At 62.2% G+C, this 19259-nt stretch carries 20 protein-coding genes and 1 pseudogene; 10 read left to right on the top strand and 11 right to left on the bottom strand.

The genetic code is table 11. The annotated features are described in order from the left end of the window. The first annotated feature begins 41 nt into the window (after window positions 1-41). The 3 genes from ACFX5Q_RS19195 to ACFX5Q_RS19185 are packed head-to-tail and all read left to right on the top strand — an operon-like array spanning window position 42 to window position 4456. Entirely contained in the window at window positions 42-524 is a 483-nt protein-coding gene (locus ACFX5Q_RS19195; protein ID WP_404280548.1) for an endonuclease domain-containing protein, read from the top strand. Then, window positions 521-3091, top strand: a complete 2571-nt coding sequence (locus ACFX5Q_RS19190; RefSeq protein ID WP_404280547.1) for an FAD-dependent oxidoreductase — start codon at window positions 521-523, stop codon at window positions 3089-3091. Before ACFX5Q_RS19195 ends, ACFX5Q_RS19190 begins: the two co-directional genes overlap by 4 nt. Window positions 3092-3100: 9 nt before the next feature. Continuing rightward, entirely contained in the window at window positions 3101-4456 is a 1356-nt protein-coding gene (locus tag ACFX5Q_RS19185; protein WP_404280546.1) for a M24 family metallopeptidase, read from the top strand. Window positions 4457-4458: 2 nt separating this feature from the next. Here the strand turns inward: ACFX5Q_RS19185 and ACFX5Q_RS19180 are convergent, their stop codons facing one another. The 5 genes and pseudogenes from ACFX5Q_RS19180 to ACFX5Q_RS19160 form a co-directional block, all read right to left on the bottom strand. Beyond that, window positions 4459-5256: a phosphate/phosphite/phosphonate ABC transporter substrate-binding protein gene (locus ACFX5Q_RS19180; RefSeq protein WP_404280545.1), complete on the bottom strand. Its 798-nt coding sequence runs from the start codon at window positions 5254-5256 to the stop codon at window positions 4459-4461. 74 nt (window positions 5257-5330) lie between these two features. Next, window positions 5331-5504: pseudogene (locus ACFX5Q_RS19175) on the bottom strand (transposase); the annotation flags it as partial. Window positions 5505-5714: 210 nt separating this feature from the next. Next, a complete protein-coding gene (locus ACFX5Q_RS19170; protein WP_404280544.1) occupies window positions 5715-6455 on the bottom strand; it encodes a sulfotransferase family protein in 741 nt (246 codons plus the stop codon). A 58-nt stretch (window positions 6456-6513) separates the two neighbouring features. Further along, a complete protein-coding gene (locus ACFX5Q_RS19165) occupies window positions 6514-6912 on the bottom strand; it encodes a hypothetical protein (protein WP_404280543.1) in 399 nt (132 codons plus the stop codon). Window positions 6913-7282: 370 nt separating this feature from the next. Further along, the gene (locus ACFX5Q_RS19160; RefSeq protein WP_404280541.1) at window positions 7283-8293 is read right to left on the bottom strand and encodes a fatty acid desaturase; all 1011 of its coding nucleotides are present in this window, start codon (window positions 8291-8293) and stop codon (window positions 7283-7285) included. A gap of 229 nt (window positions 8294-8522) precedes the next feature. Between ACFX5Q_RS19160 and ACFX5Q_RS19155 the strand changes: the two genes are divergently transcribed. Both ACFX5Q_RS19155 and bmt read left to right on the top strand, forming a co-directional pair. Further along, on the top strand, window positions 8523-9365 hold the full coding sequence (locus ACFX5Q_RS19155) for a helix-turn-helix domain-containing protein (protein ID WP_006203356.1): 843 nt from the start codon (window positions 8523-8525) through the stop codon (window positions 9363-9365). Window positions 9366-9452: 87 nt separating this feature from the next. Then, window positions 9453-10469, top strand: a complete 1017-nt coding sequence (gene bmt / locus ACFX5Q_RS19150) for a betaine--homocysteine S-methyltransferase (protein WP_404280539.1) — start codon at window positions 9453-9455, stop codon at window positions 10467-10469. Window positions 10470-10499: 30 nt separating this feature from the next. Here the strand turns inward: bmt and ACFX5Q_RS19145 are convergent, their stop codons facing one another. The 3 genes from ACFX5Q_RS19145 to ACFX5Q_RS19135 form a co-directional block, all read right to left on the bottom strand. Then, on the bottom strand, window positions 10500-10748 hold the full coding sequence (locus tag ACFX5Q_RS19145) for a hypothetical protein (protein WP_404280538.1): 249 nt from the start codon (window positions 10746-10748) through the stop codon (window positions 10500-10502). A gap of 239 nt (window positions 10749-10987) precedes the next feature. Further along, entirely contained in the window at window positions 10988-13096 is a 2109-nt protein-coding gene (locus tag ACFX5Q_RS19140; RefSeq protein ID WP_404280537.1) for a von Willebrand factor type A domain-containing protein, read from the bottom strand. 2 nt (window positions 13097-13098) lie between these two features. Beyond that, the gene (locus ACFX5Q_RS19135; protein WP_006203352.1) at window positions 13099-13659 is read right to left on the bottom strand and encodes an RNA polymerase sigma factor; all 561 of its coding nucleotides are present in this window, start codon (window positions 13657-13659) and stop codon (window positions 13099-13101) included. A gap of 170 nt (window positions 13660-13829) precedes the next feature. Here ACFX5Q_RS19135 and ACFX5Q_RS19130 point away from each other — a divergent pair, with 170 nt between their 5' ends. The 5 genes from ACFX5Q_RS19130 to ACFX5Q_RS19110 all read left to right on the top strand — a co-directional run bounded on the left by ACFX5Q_RS19130 (window position 13830) and on the right by ACFX5Q_RS19110 (window position 16091). Beyond that, on the top strand, window positions 13830-14153 hold the full coding sequence (locus ACFX5Q_RS19130; RefSeq protein ID WP_404280536.1) for an ArsR/SmtB family transcription factor: 324 nt from the start codon (window positions 13830-13832) through the stop codon (window positions 14151-14153). Then, window positions 14150-14560 (top strand): SRPBCC domain-containing protein, encoded by a 411-nt coding sequence (locus tag ACFX5Q_RS19125; protein ID WP_192183585.1) that lies wholly within the window; start codon window positions 14150-14152, stop codon window positions 14558-14560. Before ACFX5Q_RS19130 ends, ACFX5Q_RS19125 begins: the two co-directional genes overlap by 4 nt. A 98-nt stretch (window positions 14561-14658) precedes the next feature. Then, window positions 14659-15051 (top strand): VOC family protein, encoded by a 393-nt coding sequence (locus tag ACFX5Q_RS19120; RefSeq protein ID WP_404280535.1) that lies wholly within the window; start codon window positions 14659-14661, stop codon window positions 15049-15051. A 199-nt stretch (window positions 15052-15250) separates the two neighbouring features. After that, window positions 15251-15649, top strand: coding sequence for a DUF1801 domain-containing protein (locus tag ACFX5Q_RS19115; RefSeq protein WP_404280701.1), 399 nt, complete (start codon window positions 15251-15253; stop codon window positions 15647-15649). A gap of 34 nt (window positions 15650-15683) precedes the next feature. Then, window positions 15684-16091: a DUF1801 domain-containing protein gene (locus tag ACFX5Q_RS19110; protein WP_404280534.1), complete on the top strand. Its 408-nt coding sequence runs from the start codon at window positions 15684-15686 to the stop codon at window positions 16089-16091. 25 nt (window positions 16092-16116) lie between these two features. On the opposite strand, the gene ACFX5Q_RS19105 is transcribed toward ACFX5Q_RS19110, so the two are convergent. The 3 genes from ACFX5Q_RS19105 to ACFX5Q_RS19095 all read right to left on the bottom strand — a co-directional run. Further along, window positions 16117-16848 (bottom strand): dienelactone hydrolase family protein, encoded by a 732-nt coding sequence (locus ACFX5Q_RS19105; RefSeq protein ID WP_404280533.1) that lies wholly within the window; start codon window positions 16846-16848, stop codon window positions 16117-16119. 108 nt (window positions 16849-16956) lie between these two features. Further along, window positions 16957-17637, bottom strand: coding sequence for a hypothetical protein (locus tag ACFX5Q_RS19100; protein ID WP_404280532.1), 681 nt, complete (start codon window positions 17635-17637; stop codon window positions 16957-16959). A gap of 96 nt (window positions 17638-17733) precedes the next feature. Continuing rightward, window positions 17734-19259: trimethylamine methyltransferase family protein (locus ACFX5Q_RS19095; protein ID WP_404280531.1), on the bottom strand; the 1526-nt coding region annotated here is incomplete at its 5' end.

Genomic DNA, 19259 nt, shown 5'->3' with positions numbered 1-19259 from the left:
TTCCAGCTGGCGCCTTTCCTCTCCCTCCGGAGGGGGGAGAGGTGGCGCCGCGAAGCGGCGACGGAGTGGGGGAAGGCGCTCATGAAACGCGCAGTCGCCGCAAAGCAGGGACAACACAGCGAGCGCGTAGTCTCCGGCAAGGAGGCAATCAGGCGGAAGCATCACTTTGGCTTGAACTAAAGGCGCGAAAGCTTGGCGGTTATCGCTTTACACGTCAGTTCTCCATCGGCCCCTTTTTTGCAGACTTCGTCTGCCGCGAAAAATGGCTTGTTGTTGAAGTCGACGGACACCAACACGCCGATAGTTCATATGACCACCGCGACGATTTCATGCGCGCCCAAGGCTATTCGATCCTGCGTCTTTGGAGCCATGACGTTCTGAAACATCGTACTTCCGTCTGTGAAACCATTCTTGCCGCGCTTGATGGTGGGCTGGCCGAAAACATCGCTGTATCCGACCTGCGCTTGGTTTTCACTCCGCGCTCACTCGATTCAATCCCTTCAAAAACGGACCTATCTTCATGAAATCTCACGTTAAAGCGGTTGTCATCGGTGGCGGTGTCGTCGGCTGCTCGGTGCTCTACCACCTGGCCAAGGCTGGCTGGACCGACATCATGCTGATCGAGCGCTCCGAGCTCACCTCCGGCTCGTCCTGGCACGCGGCAGGCGGCTTCCATACGCTGAACGGCGATCCCAACGTCGCCAAGCTGCAGGCCTATACGGTGCAGCTCTACAAGGAGATCGAGGAGATTTCCGGCCAGTCCTGCTCGCTGCACCTGACCGGCGGCGTGATGATGGCCGATACGCCCGAGCGCATGGACTTCCTGCGGCTGGCCCACGCCAAGGGCCGCTATCTCGGCATGGACACCGAACTGATCACGCCGTCCGAGGCCAAGGCGATGTTCCCGCTGATGGACGAGAGCAATTTCGTCGGCGCCATGTGGGACCCGGTCGAAGGCCATCTCGACCCGTCCGGCACCACCATCGCCTACTCCAAGGCGGCGAAAAAGCTCGGCGCCGAGATCGTGCTGCGCAACCGCGTTGTCGAACTGACGCAGGAGGTCGACGGCACCTGGAACGTCGTTACCGAGCAGGGCACGGTCAAGGCCGAGCATGTCGTCAATTGCGGCGGCCTGTGGGCGCGCGAGATCGGCCGCATGGTCGGCGTCGAACTGCCGGTCCTGGCCATGGAGCACATGTATCTGCTCACCGAACCGATGCCGGAGGTCGAGGAATTCAACAAGTCGACCGGCCGCGAGATGATCGGCGTGCTCGACTTCAAGGGCGAGATCTACACCCGCCAGGAGCGCAACGGCATCCTGCTCGGCACCTACGAAAAAGCCTGCAAGCCGTGGTCGCCGGTCAACACGCCCTGGGATTTCGGCCACGAGCTGCTGCAGCCCGACATCGACCGTATCGCGCCGTCGCTGGAGATCGGCTTCAAGCATTTCCCCGGCATCGAGAAGGCCGGCATCAAGCAGATCATCAACGGCCCCTTCACCTTCGCACTCGACGGCAACCCGCTGGTCGGCCCGGTGCAGGGCCTGACCAATTTCTGGTGCGCCTGCGCCGTCATGGCCGGCTTCAGCCAGGGCGGCGGCGTCGGTCTGGCGCTGTCGAACTGGATGGTGCATGGCGATCCCGGCTTCGACGTCTGGGGCATGGATGTCGCGCGCTTCGGCGAATGGGCGAGCCTGCGCTACACCAATGCCAAGGTGCGCGAGAACTATTCGCGCCGCTTCTCGATCCGCTTCCCCAACGAGGAACTGCCGGCCGCTCGGCCCGCCCAGACGACACCGCTCTACGACACCATGCTCGCCAACAACGCGGTGATGGGCGACAGCTGGGGCCTGGAGACACCGCTCTGGTTCGCACCGAAGGGCAAGGAGCCGAAGGACATCGTTTCCTTCCACCGCTCGAACGATTTCGGGCCGATCGGCGACGAAGTGCGCGCCACCCGCGAGCGCGTTGGCGTCACCGAGATCGCCAACTTCGCCAAATACGAAGTCTCCGGACCGGCGGCCGAGGATTTCCTCAATCGGCTGATGACCAACCGCATGCCGAAGACCGGCCGCATCGTGCTGACGCCGATGGTCAACGAGTTCGGCAAGCTGATCGGCGACTTCACCATCGCCAAGGCCGGTGAAGAGCGTTTCATGATCTGGGGCTCGTCCGCTGCGCAGAAATACCACATGCGCTGGTTCGAGAAGCACCTGCCGAAGGATGGAACGGTGCGCATCCACCGCTTCGACCAGACGCTGGTCGGCCTTTCGATCGCCGGGCCGAAATCCCGCGACCTTTTGCAGAAGCTGGTCGATGTCGACATCTCGACAAAAGCCTTCCGCTTCATGGATTTCCGCGAAATGGCGGTTGGCGGCGCGCCGTGCATGGTGAACCGCATCACCTATACCGGCGATCTCGGCTACGAAATCTGGATGGCGCCGGCCTATCAGCGCCTGGTCTACAAGGCGATCAAGGACGCCGGCGAGGAATTCGGCCTGGTCGATTTCGGCATGCGCGCGCTTTTGTCGATGCGCCTTGAGAAGAACTTCCCGACCTGGTTCCGCGAGTTGCGCCCGATCTACGGCCCGTTCGAGGGCTCGATGGACCGCTTCATCAAGCTGGAGAAGAACGACTTCATCGGCCGCGAGGCATCGGCGAAGGAGCACGCCGAAGGACCAAAACTGCGCCGCGTTTCCTTCATCGTCGACGCGGCCGACGCCGATGTGATGGGCGACGAGCCGATCTGGGCCAAGGTCAGCAAGGACTACGGCACAGTGGAAAAGCCGCACGGCTACGGCGCGCCGCGTTTCGACACGTCAGGCAAGGAAGTGCGCGGCTCCAGGGCGGCTGAAGGCGCCTCCGCGGTGCGCGGCATCGTCGATGGCGACTGGCGCGTCGTCGGCTGGGTCACGTCGGGCGGCTATGCGCACTATGTCCAGAAGTCGATGGCACAAGGCTATGTGCCGGCGGCGCTCTCCGAGGATGAAAGCGCCGGCCTGTTCGAGATCGAGATCCTAGGCCATCGCCGCCCGGCCCGCATCAATGTCGAAGCGCCTTTCGATCCGAGCGGCGAGAAGATGCGGACCTGAGGTTCGACCATGGACAGCGCGGCGCCAAAGGGAAGCTTCGGCCAGCACCGCAAGATCATGCCGTTCGAGCCCGGCTCGATCGACGCGCTGCGCGAGGATTCTCGCCAGAAGGCGGCTTCGCTCAACCAGCATGTTCTTGGCTACGGCGCGATTGCCGAAGGCGAGTGGGCAGCGTCAGGCATTGCCGCGCCCGATCTGCCGGCGATGCGCAAATACCGGCTCGAGCGCATTCGCGCCGAACTGAAGCGCCGCGGCTATGCCGGCGCCCTGCTCTATGACCCCGTCAACATCCGCTACGCCACCGACTCGACCAACATGCAGCTCTGGGTCGCGCACAACCCGACGCGGCACTGCTTCGTCGCCACCGAAGGCCCGGTGGTGCTGTTCGACTATTTCTCCTGCGAGCACCTGTCCGACCATTCCGGCGTCGTCGACGAAGTACGGCCGGCCGTGTCGTGGATGTATCTCTACAGCGGTGAACTGACGGAACTGAAAGTGCGCCGCTGGGCCGCCGGCATCGCCGATCTGGTCAGGGAGCATGGCGGCGGCAACAGCCGTATCGCCGTCGACCACATCAATCCGGAAGGCGTCGAGGAACTCGCCCGCCTCGGAGTGACGATCGGCAATGGCGAAGCGGTGATGGAGAATGCGCGGCTGATCAAGTCGTCCGACGAGATCCTCGCCATGCGCCGCGCCATCGTCGCTTGCGAAGCGGCGATGGGCGAGATGGAACAGGCGCTGAAGCTGGGCATTTCCGAAAACGAACTGTGGGCCGAACTGCACCGCGGCAACATCGCGCGCGGCGGCGAATGGATCGAGACCCGGCTGCTGTCGTCAGGCCCCCGCACCAATCCCTGGTTCCAGGAATGCTCGTCGCGTGTCATCGAAGCGGGAGACCTGGTCGCCTTCGACACCGACCTGATCGGCCCTTACGGCTTCTGCGCCGACCTGTCGCGCACCTGGCTCTGCGGCGACGGGAGGCCGACGAACGAGCAGCGTGATCTCTACCGCATCGCCGCAGACCAGATCGCTCACAACACCGCGCTGATGCGGCCCGGCACGTCGTTCCGCGACCTCGTCGAACGCTCGGCGGTGCCGCCGGGCGATTGCTTCCCAACCCGTTATGGTGTGCTCTATCATGGCGTAGGCCTGGCCGATGAATATCCGACGCTTCCGCATGCGAGCGACTGGACCGACGACACTCCGGACGGCGTGATCGAACCCGGCATGGTGCTCTGCGTCGAAAGCTATATCGGCCGGCTGGGCGGGCACGAGGGCGTCAAGATCGAGGAGCAGATCCTGATCACCGAGACCGGCAACGAGCAGTTGTCGACCTACCCGCTCGACGAGCGGCTGCTGGGCTGAGACTATCCGAGACCCGCGACAGCTTCCCGCAAGGCGGCCACCGTCTTCTCCGGTGTCGTCCTGGCGGTGATGAACGGCAGGCCCTTGCGCCGGCCCGTCCAGCCGACGACCTTCACCTGCCGCGCCGCCGGCTCGAAGCGCTGCGCCAGCGCCCAGCTCTCACAGTCGATGGCCGCAACATCCGCCTTGCCCTCGGCGATGGCGACGATCGAGGACCGATGGCCGCCGCTCGGGCTGCGCGAAGCGAAGAGGTCGAGGCTCTCGCCCATCGCCTCCAGATCGCGCTTCAGTCCAAGGAAGCCTGACATCGAACCGGTGTCATTGAAGGTGAAGCGCTTGCCGCGCAAGAGACCCAGCGGGATCAGCGGAGCGCCGTCATCCGGTGACGCAGCCGATGGCCTGCCATCCGCCGGCATCACCAGCGCGCTGGAATAGAGCTCGCCCTGCCCGCCTTCATAGGCATCGTAGCTCGGCTGGGCGACAACCTGGACATGCGTTGACAGGCCGAGATCCATCGGCCCCCAGCAGGTCTGCCCGAAGAGCAGCGCCGGGTGCAGCCAGAGCTTGTGAAAGTCCAGTTCGTCCGGCGGCAGCGTCGCCGGATCGGGCGCGATGACCTTGCCGTCGCCATCGCGAATGCCACCCGGCACCGGCGGCAGGTCGCCATTGACGCGGGCAAGCGCTTCGGGCGCGTCGATGCCCTTTTTACGAAAGGCGTCGCGCAGCAAAGCCCATTGCGCGTCGACCTCGCCGCGCATTTCGGGCCAGTCATACATCGGCAACGCCGCAATTGATTCCATTGGATTTTCTTTCTAAATCAACTCGTTAGCATGTCAGTCTGTGTCAGCGAAATTCCAGCTATTGCACGGTTTTGACGCTGATCGTGGATCGCAGCCGCAAGCCGGTCGGCCAGTCGCAATCGCCGCTCGGCGGCCGCGAGAAGCATGATGCCGCCATCCGAGGTAATGCGTCCGCCGTCAAGCGCAGTTGTCATCTTCTTGCGTCCGACGGCTGGAAAAGACAGCGGCAGCAACATATTCTCGATCATGGCGGGTGTGGCTCGCGAGCTGCGGTGGAAGGGTTGGCCTAAGCAACCGAATCCTACGCCAAATCAATCGCTTAAGCTACATCCGCCAGCCTCAAAGGCCCATCGTCGTGCATAAGACGGGTTAGCCGGTCAAAGCTACGCGCGGTTCGCGGCCGCTGATGCCGAGGCTGAAACCCTATCGAACTCCGACCTGGCCGCCCCGGCGTTCCATCAAAACTGGTAACCGAACATGTCTATGTCGCGGCGGTATCGTCGCGCTACCAGATCGCACAATGCGTCGCTATAGCATTCCCTATAAATTTTATGATCGCTCCTGAGAAGATGTGGGAGAACGCAATCGGTTCCGATCCTTTGGCAGACGAGCTGGAAGTCGCGTTCGATTGATTCAAATCTACCTACAAAATCGACCCAAAGCCTACTCCCCTGGCACGCGAACGTGTTCTGAGATCGCCAATGAGGGTCGGCTATATCGTCCGCGATAGCCACAGCGGTTCTAGCAAACTCTTCAAACGACATGGTCGATCTGAACACTCCAAACGGCAAAAGAATATTACTTACTCCGGCCGTGAAATTCTCCTTATCCCCATCTTCTCTGATTTTCTCCGAATAGCACGACAACAGACGGTCCCATGGATTTCTGACAAACGCGAACTTCCAGTAGTCAGCATAGGCCGAAGCGCGACTCTTTGGCATTATGACAGATTGCCTATCAAATAGGTGATCCCATTTGTTAGTTTGAAATAACTCTGGCTTCCACTCCGATTCAGGAAACTTAACCGCAAGTATGTCCGCGCATGCAGACATGATACTCGAACAAGCAACTTTTGGAATCGGAACGTAGATACACTTATGCTTATGAAGCACTATAACATCATTGTCGAACTCGACAGGTCTGGCCTGAATCCTTCTGACAAGCAGTCTTAGGCGGTTAAGAATCTTTCTTTCGACCATGAATCTTCCCAATCCGGGAGAATGCCAGCGCACAAAAGGGCATCGACGGCTTCTTGTTCTACGCAGGAAGCAGGACGCTGGCTAGCAACGCCTGACTGAACTGGATTCGTCCGCCGGCCGGGATCATCGCCTGCAGGATCTCTCGGCGGTCCTCCAGCGGCATGTCGCGCAGATCGTGGCCGTTCAGGTGCAGCAGATCGAAGGCGACGAAATAGAGGTCGTGCTGCCGACTGGTGATGGCTTTGCGCAGCTCGCCGAAGTCAGACAGGCCGGCAGCGTTGAGCACGATGATCTCGCCGTCGATGATGGCGCTTTCCGCCTCGAGTTCGCCGGCGCGTTGGCCAGATCGCGGTATTTCGACGTCCCAGTCGAGACCCCTTCGCGTGAACAGCCGCACGCCAGCGTCATCGATGATGATCTGGGTGCGGTAGCCGTCGAATTTGACTTCGTAATCCATCCATCGCCCTCAGGAGGCTTCTCGACCAACGTCGGTATCAACGGCCGCTCAGCGGCAAACAAACCCAGATGCGTCATGAATAAGACGGGCTAAAAACTACCACAGCAACGCCATTCCACAATTGCACACGGGACTCGCTGGTTTATACGAAGGTATGGCGGCGACCCGCTTCGGCGGGCTTTCTGTGTGTGGCCGGTACGACAAAAGTACAACTAGCCCGCAGGAATCGCAGAATTCCGGGCTTAACGTCCCAGCATACATCGGCAAGGCCGCAACGAATTCGCTCATGCCGGGATTGGACCGCTATGTTGGAAACTGACAAGATCATGATGCGAGCCGCCTGGCATCGCCACCGGCAATACCGCAGAAATCATTCCTTCGGCGGCTCGGCGGGCACTGGCGCGCTGCCAAGCCCAGAGACGCTGCGCGCCCTGACGCGCGGCTTGAACGCCCGGCCCGGCTCCGGCGCGCGCCGCAGCACCGGGTGGACGATCGGCTCCTTGGCCTTGAAAGCGTAGGCCTTGAGCAGCGCGAAATAGTTCGGGTAGGCGTAACCATTGTTCATCCGTAGCCACTCGTCGCGACGGTCGCGGAACAGTTTTGGCAGCCGGTACCAGGCCACCGTCGGGCTCTTGTGGTGAACGAAATGCAGATTGTTGTTGAGGAACAGGAAGGACAGCGGCGAGCGCTCGACGATCACCGTGCGTCCCTCGGGATGTTCCGACCACTGGTGTTCGGCATATGTGCGGATCGAGATCAGCGACTGGCCGAGCCACACCGGCACCAGAATGTAGAGCCACAGCGGAATGCCGAAGCCGAACTGAACGACCGGCAACACGACGGCAAGGCCGATGGCATGCAGCAGCCAGGCTTTGCGGATCGTCTTGTCGCCGGCCAGCATCTGCTTGGCGTCGTCGATGAAGAAGCCGACGCAGGACAGCCAGGGACCGAGGAAGAAGCGGCCAACCATGGTGTTGTTGATCTTCAGCAGGAATTTCATCGCCGGCGGCAAATCGTCGTGGTGCCAGAGCGCCTTATAATAGCTTTCGGGATCGTCGAGCGGATCGGTCAGCCGCTCGTCCGCGTGATGCCGCAGATGAATGGTCTTGAACCGACGAAATGGCCAGACAAGGCCGATCGGCAGGAAGACGAAGGCCTCGTTGACGCGTGCGTTGCGGGTCGGATGACCGTGCAACACTTCGTGCATGATCGATGATTGCAGCGCGGCGGTGAAAGCCAGGATGGCGAGGGCCAGGATCGGATAGGAGGGCCAGACAAGGAAGCCGGCGACGAGCCAGACACTGTAACAGAAGAAGGTGAGAAACACGGTCGGCCATTCGATGGCCGGTGTACTGCTGCGTCTCTTGCCTATGCTCGTCATGCTATCGACCACTGCCTTTCAGTCGCCGGAACCCCCTCTGATTCCTGACAGCATTGTGTCAGGAGTGTTGGGTTGCAGCAACGAGACAATGCGCACAAACTGTTGCGACTGCGCATTTTCAGCCGCACATGTTATACATTGTAAACAGCGACAAGGATTCATTTACGCCTGAGCCGCGATCCTGGCGGCCTCAGAGCAAATTTTTCCTCCCTCGTACTGGAGCGAAACTATGGACAAACGTGACCTGTCGACGATCTTCCGCGAGCGCCTGAAAATGCTCTTGACACGGTCGGATCTGAACCAGTCGGCCTTCGCGACCGCGGTGGGCATCGACCGTTCGGCGCTGTCGCAGCTGCTGTCGGGCGCCTCGACCCGCTTGCCCCGTGCCGAAACGCTGCTCAACATCGCCGCCGAGTTCAAAGTGTCGCTGGACTGGCTGCTCGGGCTCAGCCAGGACGAGGGCGTCACCGGCGAAATCCGCGAGAGCCTGGAGATCGAGGAAGCCCCCGATGGCTTCGACCGCACGCTGCTCGCCAAATGGCATGCCGAGGCCGCGGGCACCAAGATACGCTACGTGCCGGCCGGCATTCCCGACCTGCTGCGCACCGAAGCGCTGGTCGACTACGAGGCCGGCATCACCAACAAGAGCCGCGAGGCGCAGGCCGGCGAGACGCAGTACCGCATCGACTACAACCGGCGGCCGGAGACCGACATGGAAGTCTGCATGCCTCGCCACACGCTGGAGATCTTTGCGCGCGGCCTTGGTGTGTGGGATCGTTTCCCCGAGACCGACCGCCGCCAGCAGCTCCTGCACATGGCGACGCTGCTCGACGACCTCTACCCGACATTCCGCCTGTTCCTCTATGACGGGCGCATGCGCTATTCGATCCCCTACACCATTTTTGGACCCTATCGCGCCGCCATCTATGTCGGCGACATGTATCTGGTGCTGAACGCGACGCAGCCGATCCGTACCTTGACCAGCCATTTCGACAATCTGATCCGCGCCGCCGACATCAATGCCCATGAATCGGCTGCCTTCGCGCAAAGGCTGGCCGACATGCGATTTTGATAGCAAGCGGCCCGCTTCGAGATTGACGACATATAAAGAGTTCTTTATATCGTTATCTCATAGATATCCTGGAAGGCGTATGCCATCATGACCAATCCGATCGAAGCGCTGCTTGCCGAAAAAGGCGTTCTGCTCGCCGATGGCGCCACCGGCACCAATTTGTTCGCCATGGGGCTCGAGGCCGGCGAGGCACCGGAACTGCTGAACGAAACCGCGCCGGCCACCATCACCAGCCTGCACCAGAACTTCGTCGATGCCGGCGCTGACATCATCCTGACCAATTCCTTCGGCGGCACCCGCCACCGGCTGAAGCTGCATCAAGCGCAGGACCGCGTGCATGCGCTGAACAAGCGCGCCGCCGAGATCGCCCGCAATGTTGCCGACAAGGCTGGCCGCAAGGTGATCGTCGCCGGCTCGGTCGGCCCGACTGGCGAATTGCTGGTGCCGCTCGGCGCCATGACCTATGACGAGGCGGTCGACGCCTTTGCCGAACAGATCGAAGGCCTCAAGGAGGGTGGCGCCGAAGTCGCCTGGATCGAGACCATGTCGGCGCCGGACGAGATCCGCGCCGCCGCCGAGGCGGCGATCCGCGTCGGCCTGCCCTACACCTATACCGGCTCCTTCGACACCGCCGGCCGCACCATGATGGGCCTGCTGCCGAAAGACATCCACGGCGTCGTCGACGGCTTGTCCGAAGCGCCGCTCGGCGTCGGCGCCAATTGCGGTGTCGGCGCGTCCGACATCCTCGCTTCGCTGCTCGACATGACCGAGGCGAAGCCGGAAGCGACGGTGATCGTCAAGGGCAATTGCGGCATTCCGGAATTCCGCGGCACCGAGATCCACTATTCCGGCACGCCGGAGCTGATGGCCGACTATGTCCGGCTCGCCGTCGATGCCGGCGCAAGGATCGTCGGCGGCTGCTGCGGCACCTCGTTCCAGCATCTTGCCGCCATGCGCAAGGCGCTCGACGCACACACCAAAGCAGGCCGGCCGACCGTCGAAACGATCGTCGAGCGCATTGGCCCGATGCGCAACAAGGTGGCGACGGCAAACACCGCCGAGACCAGCGAAGCCCGCCGCGAACGGCGTCGCGGCCGGGCCTGATCCGATCGGCCTGACTGTTCGCTGTTTCGGCTATTCGCTGTTTTCGGCGTAGCTCGACTGAGCCGACTTGAAATCCGTACCGGCCGCATCGCTGCGCATCGTCATCAGGGCTCCCGACGACTGCGGGTCGCTGATCTGCTCCAGCATGACCCGGAAGCGGTCATTGTTCAGTGCCGACATCGCGGTGTTCCTGGCGGCGGCGACGTCATCGCTGATGCGTCTGACTTCCGGCGAAGGCGCCTGCGAAGCGGTCGACTGAACGTCCCGTGCAGCCGGCATTGAAGTCGCAATATCTCGGATCAGCAATTCGGCCCCCACAAGCCCGTACATTAGCCCTGCATAACAAGAGGGAATTGCGATCCTGTTCCGGAAATGCCGCGCAATTTAACGATTGCCGGCAGCGCCAGTCGAAAAAAAGGCCGGCAAGGGAAGACCCCTCGCCGGCCTGCCTCACCCGCCCGTAGGCCGGCTCCCCTAACAGAACGATCTCGTCTGAATGGAACCGGCCCTCATTGCCACTACCGGTTACCGCCCAGCGCCGAGGCAAGGCGCACAAGCGACAGGAATTCCGACCTGTACCCAAACGGGTCGGCTCCTCGGGCGGCGGTGGCAATCTCCATGATCTTGTCGTAACCGAACTTCGCGGTCGCATCCTCGTCGCGCAGCTTCTGGCCGAAGGCTGCGACAGCGACGGAGAAGCGCTGGTCGGTGCCGGCCTGGTCGAAGGACGCGACCTCATTGGCCGAGGTGACCGGCGTCGTGATCAGCTTCGAAACGTCCTCATTGGGCAGCTTGTAGCGGATCTTGACGAAGGCATATTCGTCCGCATTGGCGACGCCGCCATTGTTCACCGTTGCCTCGCCATAGCGCAGCGGGTCGATCTGCTCACCGCCGCTGCCCTTCGGTATGATCTCATAGATCGCCGTCACCGAATGGCCGGAACCGATGTCGCCCGCATCGACGCGATCGTTGTTGAAGTCCTCGCGATTGAGCGCGCGGGTTTCATAGCCGATCAGTCGATATTCCGAGACCCTGTTCGGATTGAACTCGACCTGGATCTTCACATCCTTGGCGATGGTGAACAGCGTCGAGGACGCATCCTCGACCAGGACCTTCTCGGCCTCGGCGAGCGTGTCGATATAGGCGGCGGTGCCGTTACCGTTCTGGGCGATGGTCTGCATCATCTGGTCGTTCAAATTGCCGCGCCCGAAGCCGAACACCGACAGGAAGACGCCGGTCTTGCGCTCCTGCTCGATCAACCGCTTCAGGTCGTCGTCATCTGTCTGCCCGACATTGAAGTCGCCGTCTGTGGCGAGCATCACACGGTTGACGCCGTCCTTGACGAAGGATTTCTGCGCCAGCCTGTAGGCTTCCTTGATACCCGCCTCGCCCGCTGTGCTGCCGCCAGGCGTCAAGGTGTCGATGGCATGGAGGATCTTGTCCTTCTCGGTAACCTTGGTCGGCTCCAGGACGGTGCCGGCGTCGCCTGTATAGGTGACGATCGAGACCGTGTCGTCGGGCTTCAACTTGCTGACCAGCAGGCGGAAGGCCGACTGCAAGAGTGGCAGCTTGTCCTGTTCGTTCATCGAGCCCGACACGTCGATCAGGAACACCAGATTGGCCTTGGGCTGCTCGAGCGACTTGACGTCAAAGCCCTTGATGGCGACGTGCATCAGCTTGGTGTGCTCGTTCCAAGGCGTCGGCATGACGCTGACGGTCGAGTTGAACGGCGTCGACGCGGAGTCCGGCCCCTTCCAGTCATAGGGGAAGTAGTTGACCATCTCCTCGACCCGGACCGTATCGGCTTGCGGCAGGTAACCTTCCTTCAGCGAGCGCCGCACGAAAGAATAGGAGGCGGTGTCGACGTCGATCGAGAAGGTCGAAACCGGATCCTCGAGTGCGGCATGCACCGGATTGGTCTTAAAGTCCTCGACACGATCGTTGTTTTCCTGTTGCGGCAGCAACTGATCTACGGGCGCGGTCGACGGCTGCACCATCAACTTGGACTCGGCCGCCGTGCCAGGCATGCGGCCCCGCGCGGAATCCGCGGGGGCTGCAGCGCCACCATCGAGGGCAACCACGCCGTTGGCCGTCGGTGCAGGCGCCGGCTCGGTGCGCTGAAGCGAATGCTGCCGCGTCAGGCCGCCGACCTCGTTCGCTTCGGATTTCGGCGGCGAGGCCGGCGCGACCAGCGCTTCCGCAGCATCGCGGCTTTCGCTGTCGGTGTCTTTCTTCAGCTTGTCGGCCTCGGCAGGCACCGGCTTCACCGACGCCGGCCCGTTGGTCGCCGGCTTGTCGGCCAGCGTCTCCGTGATCTTCTCGTCGCCGGCGAATGTCGACGGCTGTTCCCTCAGCATGTGGAAGGTGGCGTATCCGGCGATCGGCAGGGCGACGAGCCCGGCAATGGCCGGCGTGGCGATGAGTTTCTTTTGCATGATCTCTCTCCAGAGCTTTTGTGCTCGCTCTGTGAGACGAAGCCCGCCAACCGATCCTTGGGCGGCGGCAAAAGTTTTTTCTTCCAGGTCATAGGCGCGCATGGCGGCCGCGAAGGCACGCGCCTTGGCGTCCTCACCGGGTGCCGGTGCTGCGATGTCGCCCAGCCTCTCGAGTTCGTTGTCGTCGACCATGGTCACACTTCCCCGGCTGAACGCATCAAGATCTTCAGCCGTTTCTTCGCTTCATGGATGTGCCAGGAAACCGTCGTCTCCGAGATCGCCATCGCCTCGGCGGCGGCCGCGTGGCTCAAGCCTTCGCCATAGACCAGAAGCACCGCGTCGCGCTGCTTGTCCGGCAGCTTGCGCACCGCTACCCACAGCGCCTCGGCCGGATCCTCCGGATCGTCTTCGGCCTCGCCCGAGATCAGCGCGTGCACGCCATAGGCTTCAGTCTTTGCGGTGTCGCGGGCGGTCTTGCGCATCATGTCACGCGCCGCGTTCAGCGTCATGGTGTAGAGCCATGTCGTGAAGGCGCCGCGGCCATGATAGTCGCGGATCGCGCGGCCGAGCCTGACACAGACTTCCTGGGCGATATCCTCGGCGTCGGCCTTCCTGCCGCACCAGCGATAGGCGGCGCGATAGACGAAGCCATAGTGCCTTTCGAGCAATTTGCCGAAAGCACCCCTGTCTCCGCCCTTCGCCCGCCCGATCAATTCGGCGTCGGAGGCTTCGCTTTCGTCGAGCATCATCGCCATCATTTGCCTGTTGGACGCAGGCTAATGGCGATTCCTTGGGGTGATGGAAAGATTTTTTTTCGGAAACGGTCGGGTCGTGTCCAAGACCAGCCCAGAACCCGTTCCCGCTTGACTCATCCATATCCCGACGGTTATACGTCAATCAATAGCCAGCAGGTTATCGATCACAAATGCCGAACGCTCATGATGTCCTCTTCAGAACCCTGGCCGATCCGACCCGGCGCGCTATCTTCGAGCGCCTGTGCCGGGAAGGAGAGCAGACGGTCGGCGCACTGACGTCTCAATCCGGAGTCTCGCAACCAGCCGTCTCAAAGCATCTCGGCCTTCTGAGGCAGGCCGGGCTGGTGCGCGACCGCCATGAAGGACGACAGACCCATTATAGCGCCCAGCTCGGCGCGCTTTCGCCGCTGATCGACTGGACAAGCCAGATGGCCGGGTTCTGGGAAACCCGGTTCGACGACCTCGAAGACCTGCTTAAAAGAATGGACCAATGACCAATACTGCGAACGAAACCCTCGCCGTCATTGTCGAACGTGAAATCCCTTTTCCGCCGGAAAAAATCTGGCGCGCGCTCACCCAACCGCACCTGATCGAGGAGTGGCTCATGAAGAACAGCTTCAAGCCGGTCGTGGACCATCGTTTCAGTCTCAGCGCGGACTGGGGCGCCGTCGATTGCCAGGTCCAGACAGTCGAGCCCAACAAGACGCTGTCCTACACGTGGGACACCAAGGATCTCGAGAGCGTGGTCACCTGGACGCTCACGCCGACGAGTACGGGGACCCATTTGCGCATGGAGCAGACCGGCTTCCGGCCGGATCAGCAGCCATACTACCGGGGCGCCACGGTCGGGTGGCAGAGGTTTTTTGCGGCCCTGGAGCAGGTCCTGGTGCGGATAGACTGAAGTCTGCCGGCACAATTCATGGCCACGCCCGTTTGCACGGAGCGGTACACCGCGCGCCTGAGACCAATGGAGGAAATGTGATCAATGGAGGAGAGACGATGAAGATCAAGCTGGCCAGCGTCTACGTGGACGACCAGGAAAAAGCTCTGGGCTTCTACACCGACGTGCTGGGCTTCATCAAGAAGGCCGATTTCAGCAACGGGCCGTATCGCTGGCTGACCGTGGCTTCACCTGACGAGCCTGAAGGAACCGAGCTGCAGCTGGCGCTCAACGACAATCCGGCGGCCAAGGCCTACCAGCAGGCCATATTCAAGCAGGGCCAGCCCGCGGTGATGTTCTTCACCGACGACGTCAAGGGCGACTACGAGCGCATCAAGGGGCGCGGCGCCGGTTTCGCCATGCCGCCTACCGAAGTGACCGGCTCGACCATCGCCCAGTTGAACGACACCTGCGGCAACCTCGTCCAGATCACTCAGCTGGCGCGCTGGTAGGGCGGCCCGACGTTCGTTTTTAGAGGAGGTCGCATTGAACTTTAGCAAGTGGATTCGCCAGATTCACCGCTGGCTGTCGATCATCTTTACGCTGACCGTCATAGCCAACTTCGTCGCCATGGGATTGGGGGAGCCTCCCGCTTGGGTGGTCTACTCGCCGCTCCTGCCGCTCTTCCTGCTGCTGTTTTCCGGCCTGTACATGTTCGTGTTGCCATATGTCGCCAGGTCGCGTGACGAGCAACGTGGCGACGCCCCCGTGCAGGCCTACATCGCGGCCATGCCGGGCTGGAAAAGCGACCTCGGGCGCCGTCTCAATGCGCTCATCGAGCGCACCGTCCCTGGCGTGCACAAGGCGGTCAAATGGAACTCGCCGTTCTACGGGATACAGGGCCAGGGCTGGTTCCTCAGTCTCCATTGCTTCACGAAATACGTCAAAGTGGCTTTCTTCCGTGGCGCGTTGTTGCATCCCGTCCCTCCCGGCGCCTCCAAGACCAAGGACACGCGCTACCTCGACATCCACGAGGATGACGAGCTCGACGAAGCCCAGTTCGCCGCCTGGGTGAAGCAAGCCAGCCAATTGCCCGGCGAACGAATGTGAGCGGCGCGACAACAAAGGAGGAAACGACAACACCATGAAGAAGAGCGGCTCGACGGAAGGAACCGGAGGGAAATCTCCCTCCCAGCTCATCGATGCGAGAATCAGCGAGCTGGGCGACTGGCGCGGCGAGACGCTCAGCAGGCTCCGTGCCTTGATCAAGGAAGCCGACCCCGAAGTGGTGGAGGAATGGAAGTGGCGCGGCGTTCCGGTGTGGGAGCACGCCGGAATGATCTGCACCGGCGAGACCTACAAGGCTGTCGTCAAGATGACCTTCGCCAAGGGCGCCTCGTTGGAGGACCCCTCAGGCCTCTTCAACTCCAGCCTCGAAGGCAACACCAGGCGCGCCATCGACTTCCACGAGGGCGAGACGATCAACGAGGAGGCCCTGAAGGCGCTCATCCGCGCCGCCGTGGCCTTGAACACGTCGGTGCGAGCTCGGTGAAACGGGCAACGTGGCGATAGCGCGCCTATCCCAACGTTTCTGCAAACAGCGTGATCAACCGCTTCCAATGGCGCTCGGCGCCAACAGCGTCATGGACGCTGTGGTCCGGCACGCACCAGCCATGCGCCATGCCGACATAGTTCTCGATGACATGGTCGACTTCCGCCACCCGCAATGCCTGGGCCAGTCGCGCCGACTGTTCCGGCGGGAAGCTGCGGTCGATACCCGATGTGCCGACATAGACACGCGCCTTGATCGACGCCGCCTTGCGATGCGGGCTATCGGGAGCGTCGCTGGCCAGATTGCCACCATGGAAACTGGCCGCGGCAACGATGCGATCGGGATAGGTCGCCGCAGCATTCAGCGCCCGCGCGCCGCCCATGCAATAGCCGACGACACCAACCGGCCCGGTGACACCTTCCGCAACCAGCGCATCGAGGAATGCCCTGCCGTCGCGAATGGTCATGTCCTGCGTCGTGCCGCCGCTCAAGGCCGACAGCGCAGCCTTACTCTTTTCCTCGGCAAAAGCCGTCTTGGGATCGAACGGGCCATAGGGCACGTTGCGATAGAAGAGATCGGGCACCAGCACGGCATAGCCATTCCCGGCGAGGCGCTCGGCCATCTGGTCGAGCGCCGGACGCGGGCCGAAAATATCCATGTAGAGGATGACGCCGGCCTTGGCTGGAGCCGCCGGACGAAACAGCCCCGCTCTGGCCGTGCCGTCCTGCGTCTTGATCTCAATATCCTGCTTCGCCATCACGCGCTCCGTTGCCTTTGTTGCGCGATAGATATCCGCGCAGGCTTGCACGGCAAGTCATAAGCTGGCCGTGCCATTCAAGATTTCGTGCAGCATTGGGGAACTGAACTAGAGGCCAGCGAAACTTGCCATGTGAAAGGCCTGAACCTCCGGAGGGTAACGATAGGCCATGCCGTAGGGACAGGCATTGCGGTCGAGGCAACCACCCGTACGACACGGCGCGCCATTCGCTCCCCGCACATGTTCGAGACAAGCGTGATAGGCAAAGCCATCCAGGGAATAGGCGTCGACCGGACAGGATTTCAGGCAAGGCTTTTCGACACATGCATCGCAAAGGTGAACCGCTTCGCGACCTTCCGGAAGCGCGATCTCATCCTCGAACAACAACGCGCCGCGATAGGCATGCCATAGCCCGTACTGCGGATGCATGAGGATGCCGAGCGGCGACGGCTTTAGCTTCTCCGCCCGCATCGCCCATTGCTGGAACGGCAGATAGGGCCGGTCGGAAGGCGAGACGGCACGCGCGCCAAAATCTTTCGCGACCGCGCCAATCACCTCGCGCGACCAGGTGTCGAGCGGGTTGGTCATGGTCTGCGGTTGCCTCTCGCGCCAGCGCAGGAAATGCGGCCACGGCGCAGCACCCGCCTGCCCCACCAGGAGGGCAGATTTGGCCGACAGGCCCGTCGGACCGGAAGGGGCCTCCTCGTCATCGGCGAAAATGAAGCCGCCGCGCAAGGTCAGGCCGTTATGCGCCAGCGACGATACGATGCTTTCGATGGCGTCCCGCAAACATCATCCCTTCTTGTCCGGATCGGAGAAGGCGCTCCGCCATACTTCCTTGTGGATGATGTTGGCGACTTTAGCCCCGCCTGACTCGGGCTCCTTTCAGGTGAAGGCGTCGGGCATCGACCCCTTCTTCCTGGCAATGAAGTCTTTCAGGCCATCGTCGATGCCCTGATCGAGATGCGGCGCCTCATAGGTCTCCAGCCAGCGCCGGGCGAGTTCGTTGGCGCGCTGCGGCGCCGTCTTCTGGCCCTCGGCCAGCCACTGCTCGTAGGAATTGTTGTCGGCAATGCTGGAGCGGTAGAAAGCGGTCTGGAAATTGGCCTGCGTATGGTCGCAGCCGAGATAGTGGCTGCCCGGACCGACCTGGCGGATGGCGTCCATCGCCTGGCCGTTCTCGGACAGGTCGACGCCCTCGGAAAACTTCTGCGTCATGCCGAGCTGGTCGATATCCATCATGAACTTTTCGTAGCAGGAGGCGAGCCCGCCTTCGAGCCAGCCGGCCGAATGCAGCACGAAATTGGTGCCGGCAAGGATGGTCGAATTCAGCGTGTTGGCGCTTTCATAGGCGGCCTGCGCATCCGGGATTTTCGAGGCGCAGAGCGAGCCACCGGTGCGGAACGGCAGGCCGAGCCGGCGCGCCAACTGTGCGGCGCCATAGGACACCAGCGACGGTTCCGGCGTGCCGAAGGTCGGCGCGCCCGACTGCATCGAGATCGACGAGGCGAAGGTGCCGAACAGCACCGGCGCGCCGGGACGGATCAACTGCGTGAACGAGGCGCCGGCCAGCACCTCGGCCAGCACCTGCGTCAGCGTGCCGGCGACCGTAACCGGGCTCATCGCGCCGGCCAGGATGAAGGGCGTGACGATGCAGGCCTGGTTGTGGCGCGAATAGACTTTCAGCGCACCGAGCATCGTCTCGTCGAACACCATCGGCGAATTGGCGTTGATCAGGCTGGTCAGCACCGTGTTGTTCTCGACGAAATCGTCGCCGAACACGATCTTGGCCATGGCGACCGTATCTTCGGCCCGCTCCGGCGCCGTCACCGAGCCCATGAACGGTTTGTCCGAGTAGCGGATATGGCTGTAGACCATGTCGAGATGGCGCTTGTTGACCGGCACGTCGACCGGCTCGCACACCGTGCCGCCCGAATGGTGGATCGAGGGCGCCATATAGGCGAGCTTCACGAAATTCTGGAAATCCTCGATCGTCGCGTAGCGGCGGTTGCCGTCGAGGTCGCGCACGAAGGGCGGCCCGTAGACCGGTGCGAAGACGGTGGCGTTGCCGCCGATCTGCACCGAGCGCTCGGGGTTGCGGGCATGCTGGGTGTAGATCGACGGCGCGGTCTTGAGCAGCGAGCGGCAGAGCCCCTTGGGGAAATGCACGCGCTCGCCCTTGACGTCGGCGCCGGCCTCCTTCCAGAGCTGCAGCGCTTCGGCGTCATCGCGAAAAATGATGCCGATCTCTTCCAGCACCGTGTCGGTGTTCTTCTCGATCAGCGCCAGGCCTTCTTCGTCCAGCACCTCATAGACGTTGATCTTGCGCTTGATGTAGGTGAGCTGGGTGCCCGGGCCGCCGCCCGAGCGCGCCGCCCGCCGGGCAGCCGCTCCGCCGCTGGCGCCACGCC

It is taken from the genome of Mesorhizobium sp. IMUNJ 23033 (assembly GCF_044778005.1).
GTDB classification, from domain to species: Bacteria; Pseudomonadota; Alphaproteobacteria; order Rhizobiales; family Rhizobiaceae; genus Mesorhizobium; species Mesorhizobium amorphae_A.
The sequence above is the reverse complement of the archived record's forward strand: the minus strand, read 5'-3'. Positions and strand labels throughout refer to the sequence as shown.

Excerpts from the sequence above, each read along its gene's own strand:
- ACFX5Q_RS19190 (WP_404280547.1), top strand. The coding sequence starts at position 521 with ATGAAATCTCACGTTAAAGCGGTTGTCATCGGTGGCGGTGTCGTCGGC.
- ACFX5Q_RS19185 (WP_404280546.1), top strand. The coding sequence starts at position 3,101 with ATGGACAGCGCGGCGCCAAAGGGAAGCTTCGGCCAGCACCGCAAGATC.
- ACFX5Q_RS19180 (WP_404280545.1), bottom strand. The coding sequence starts at position 5,256 with ATGGAATCAATTGCGGCGTTGCCGATGTATGACTGGCCCGAAATGCGC.
- ACFX5Q_RS19170 (WP_404280544.1), bottom strand. The coding sequence starts at position 6,455 with ATGGTCGAAAGAAAGATTCTTAACCGCCTAAGACTGCTTGTCAGAAGG.
- ACFX5Q_RS19165 (WP_404280543.1), bottom strand. The coding sequence starts at position 6,912 with ATGGATTACGAAGTCAAATTCGACGGCTACCGCACCCAGATCATCATC.
- ACFX5Q_RS19160 (WP_404280541.1), bottom strand. The coding sequence starts at position 8,293 with ATGACGAGCATAGGCAAGAGACGCAGCAGTACACCGGCCATCGAATGG.
- ACFX5Q_RS19155 (WP_006203356.1), top strand. The coding sequence starts at position 8,523 with ATGGACAAACGTGACCTGTCGACGATCTTCCGCGAGCGCCTGAAAATG.
- bmt (WP_404280539.1), top strand. The coding sequence starts at position 9,453 with ATGACCAATCCGATCGAAGCGCTGCTTGCCGAAAAAGGCGTTCTGCTC.
- ACFX5Q_RS19145 (WP_404280538.1), bottom strand. The coding sequence starts at position 10,748 with ATGCCGGCTGCACGGGACGTTCAGTCGACCGCTTCGCAGGCGCCTTCG.
- ACFX5Q_RS19140 (WP_404280537.1), bottom strand. The coding sequence starts at position 13,096 with ATGGTCGACGACAACGAACTCGAGAGGCTGGGCGACATCGCAGCACCG.
- ACFX5Q_RS19135 (WP_006203352.1), bottom strand. The coding sequence starts at position 13,659 with ATGGCGATGATGCTCGACGAAAGCGAAGCCTCCGACGCCGAATTGATC.
- ACFX5Q_RS19130 (WP_404280536.1), top strand. The coding sequence starts at position 13,830 with ATGCCGAACGCTCATGATGTCCTCTTCAGAACCCTGGCCGATCCGACC.
- ACFX5Q_RS19125 (WP_192183585.1), top strand. The coding sequence starts at position 14,150 with ATGACCAATACTGCGAACGAAACCCTCGCCGTCATTGTCGAACGTGAA.
- ACFX5Q_RS19120 (WP_404280535.1), top strand. The coding sequence starts at position 14,659 with ATGAAGATCAAGCTGGCCAGCGTCTACGTGGACGACCAGGAAAAAGCT.
- ACFX5Q_RS19115 (WP_404280701.1), top strand. The coding sequence starts at position 15,251 with ATGTTCGTGTTGCCATATGTCGCCAGGTCGCGTGACGAGCAACGTGGC.
- ACFX5Q_RS19110 (WP_404280534.1), top strand. The coding sequence starts at position 15,684 with ATGAAGAAGAGCGGCTCGACGGAAGGAACCGGAGGGAAATCTCCCTCC.
- ACFX5Q_RS19105 (WP_404280533.1), bottom strand. The coding sequence starts at position 16,848 with ATGGCGAAGCAGGATATTGAGATCAAGACGCAGGACGGCACGGCCAGA.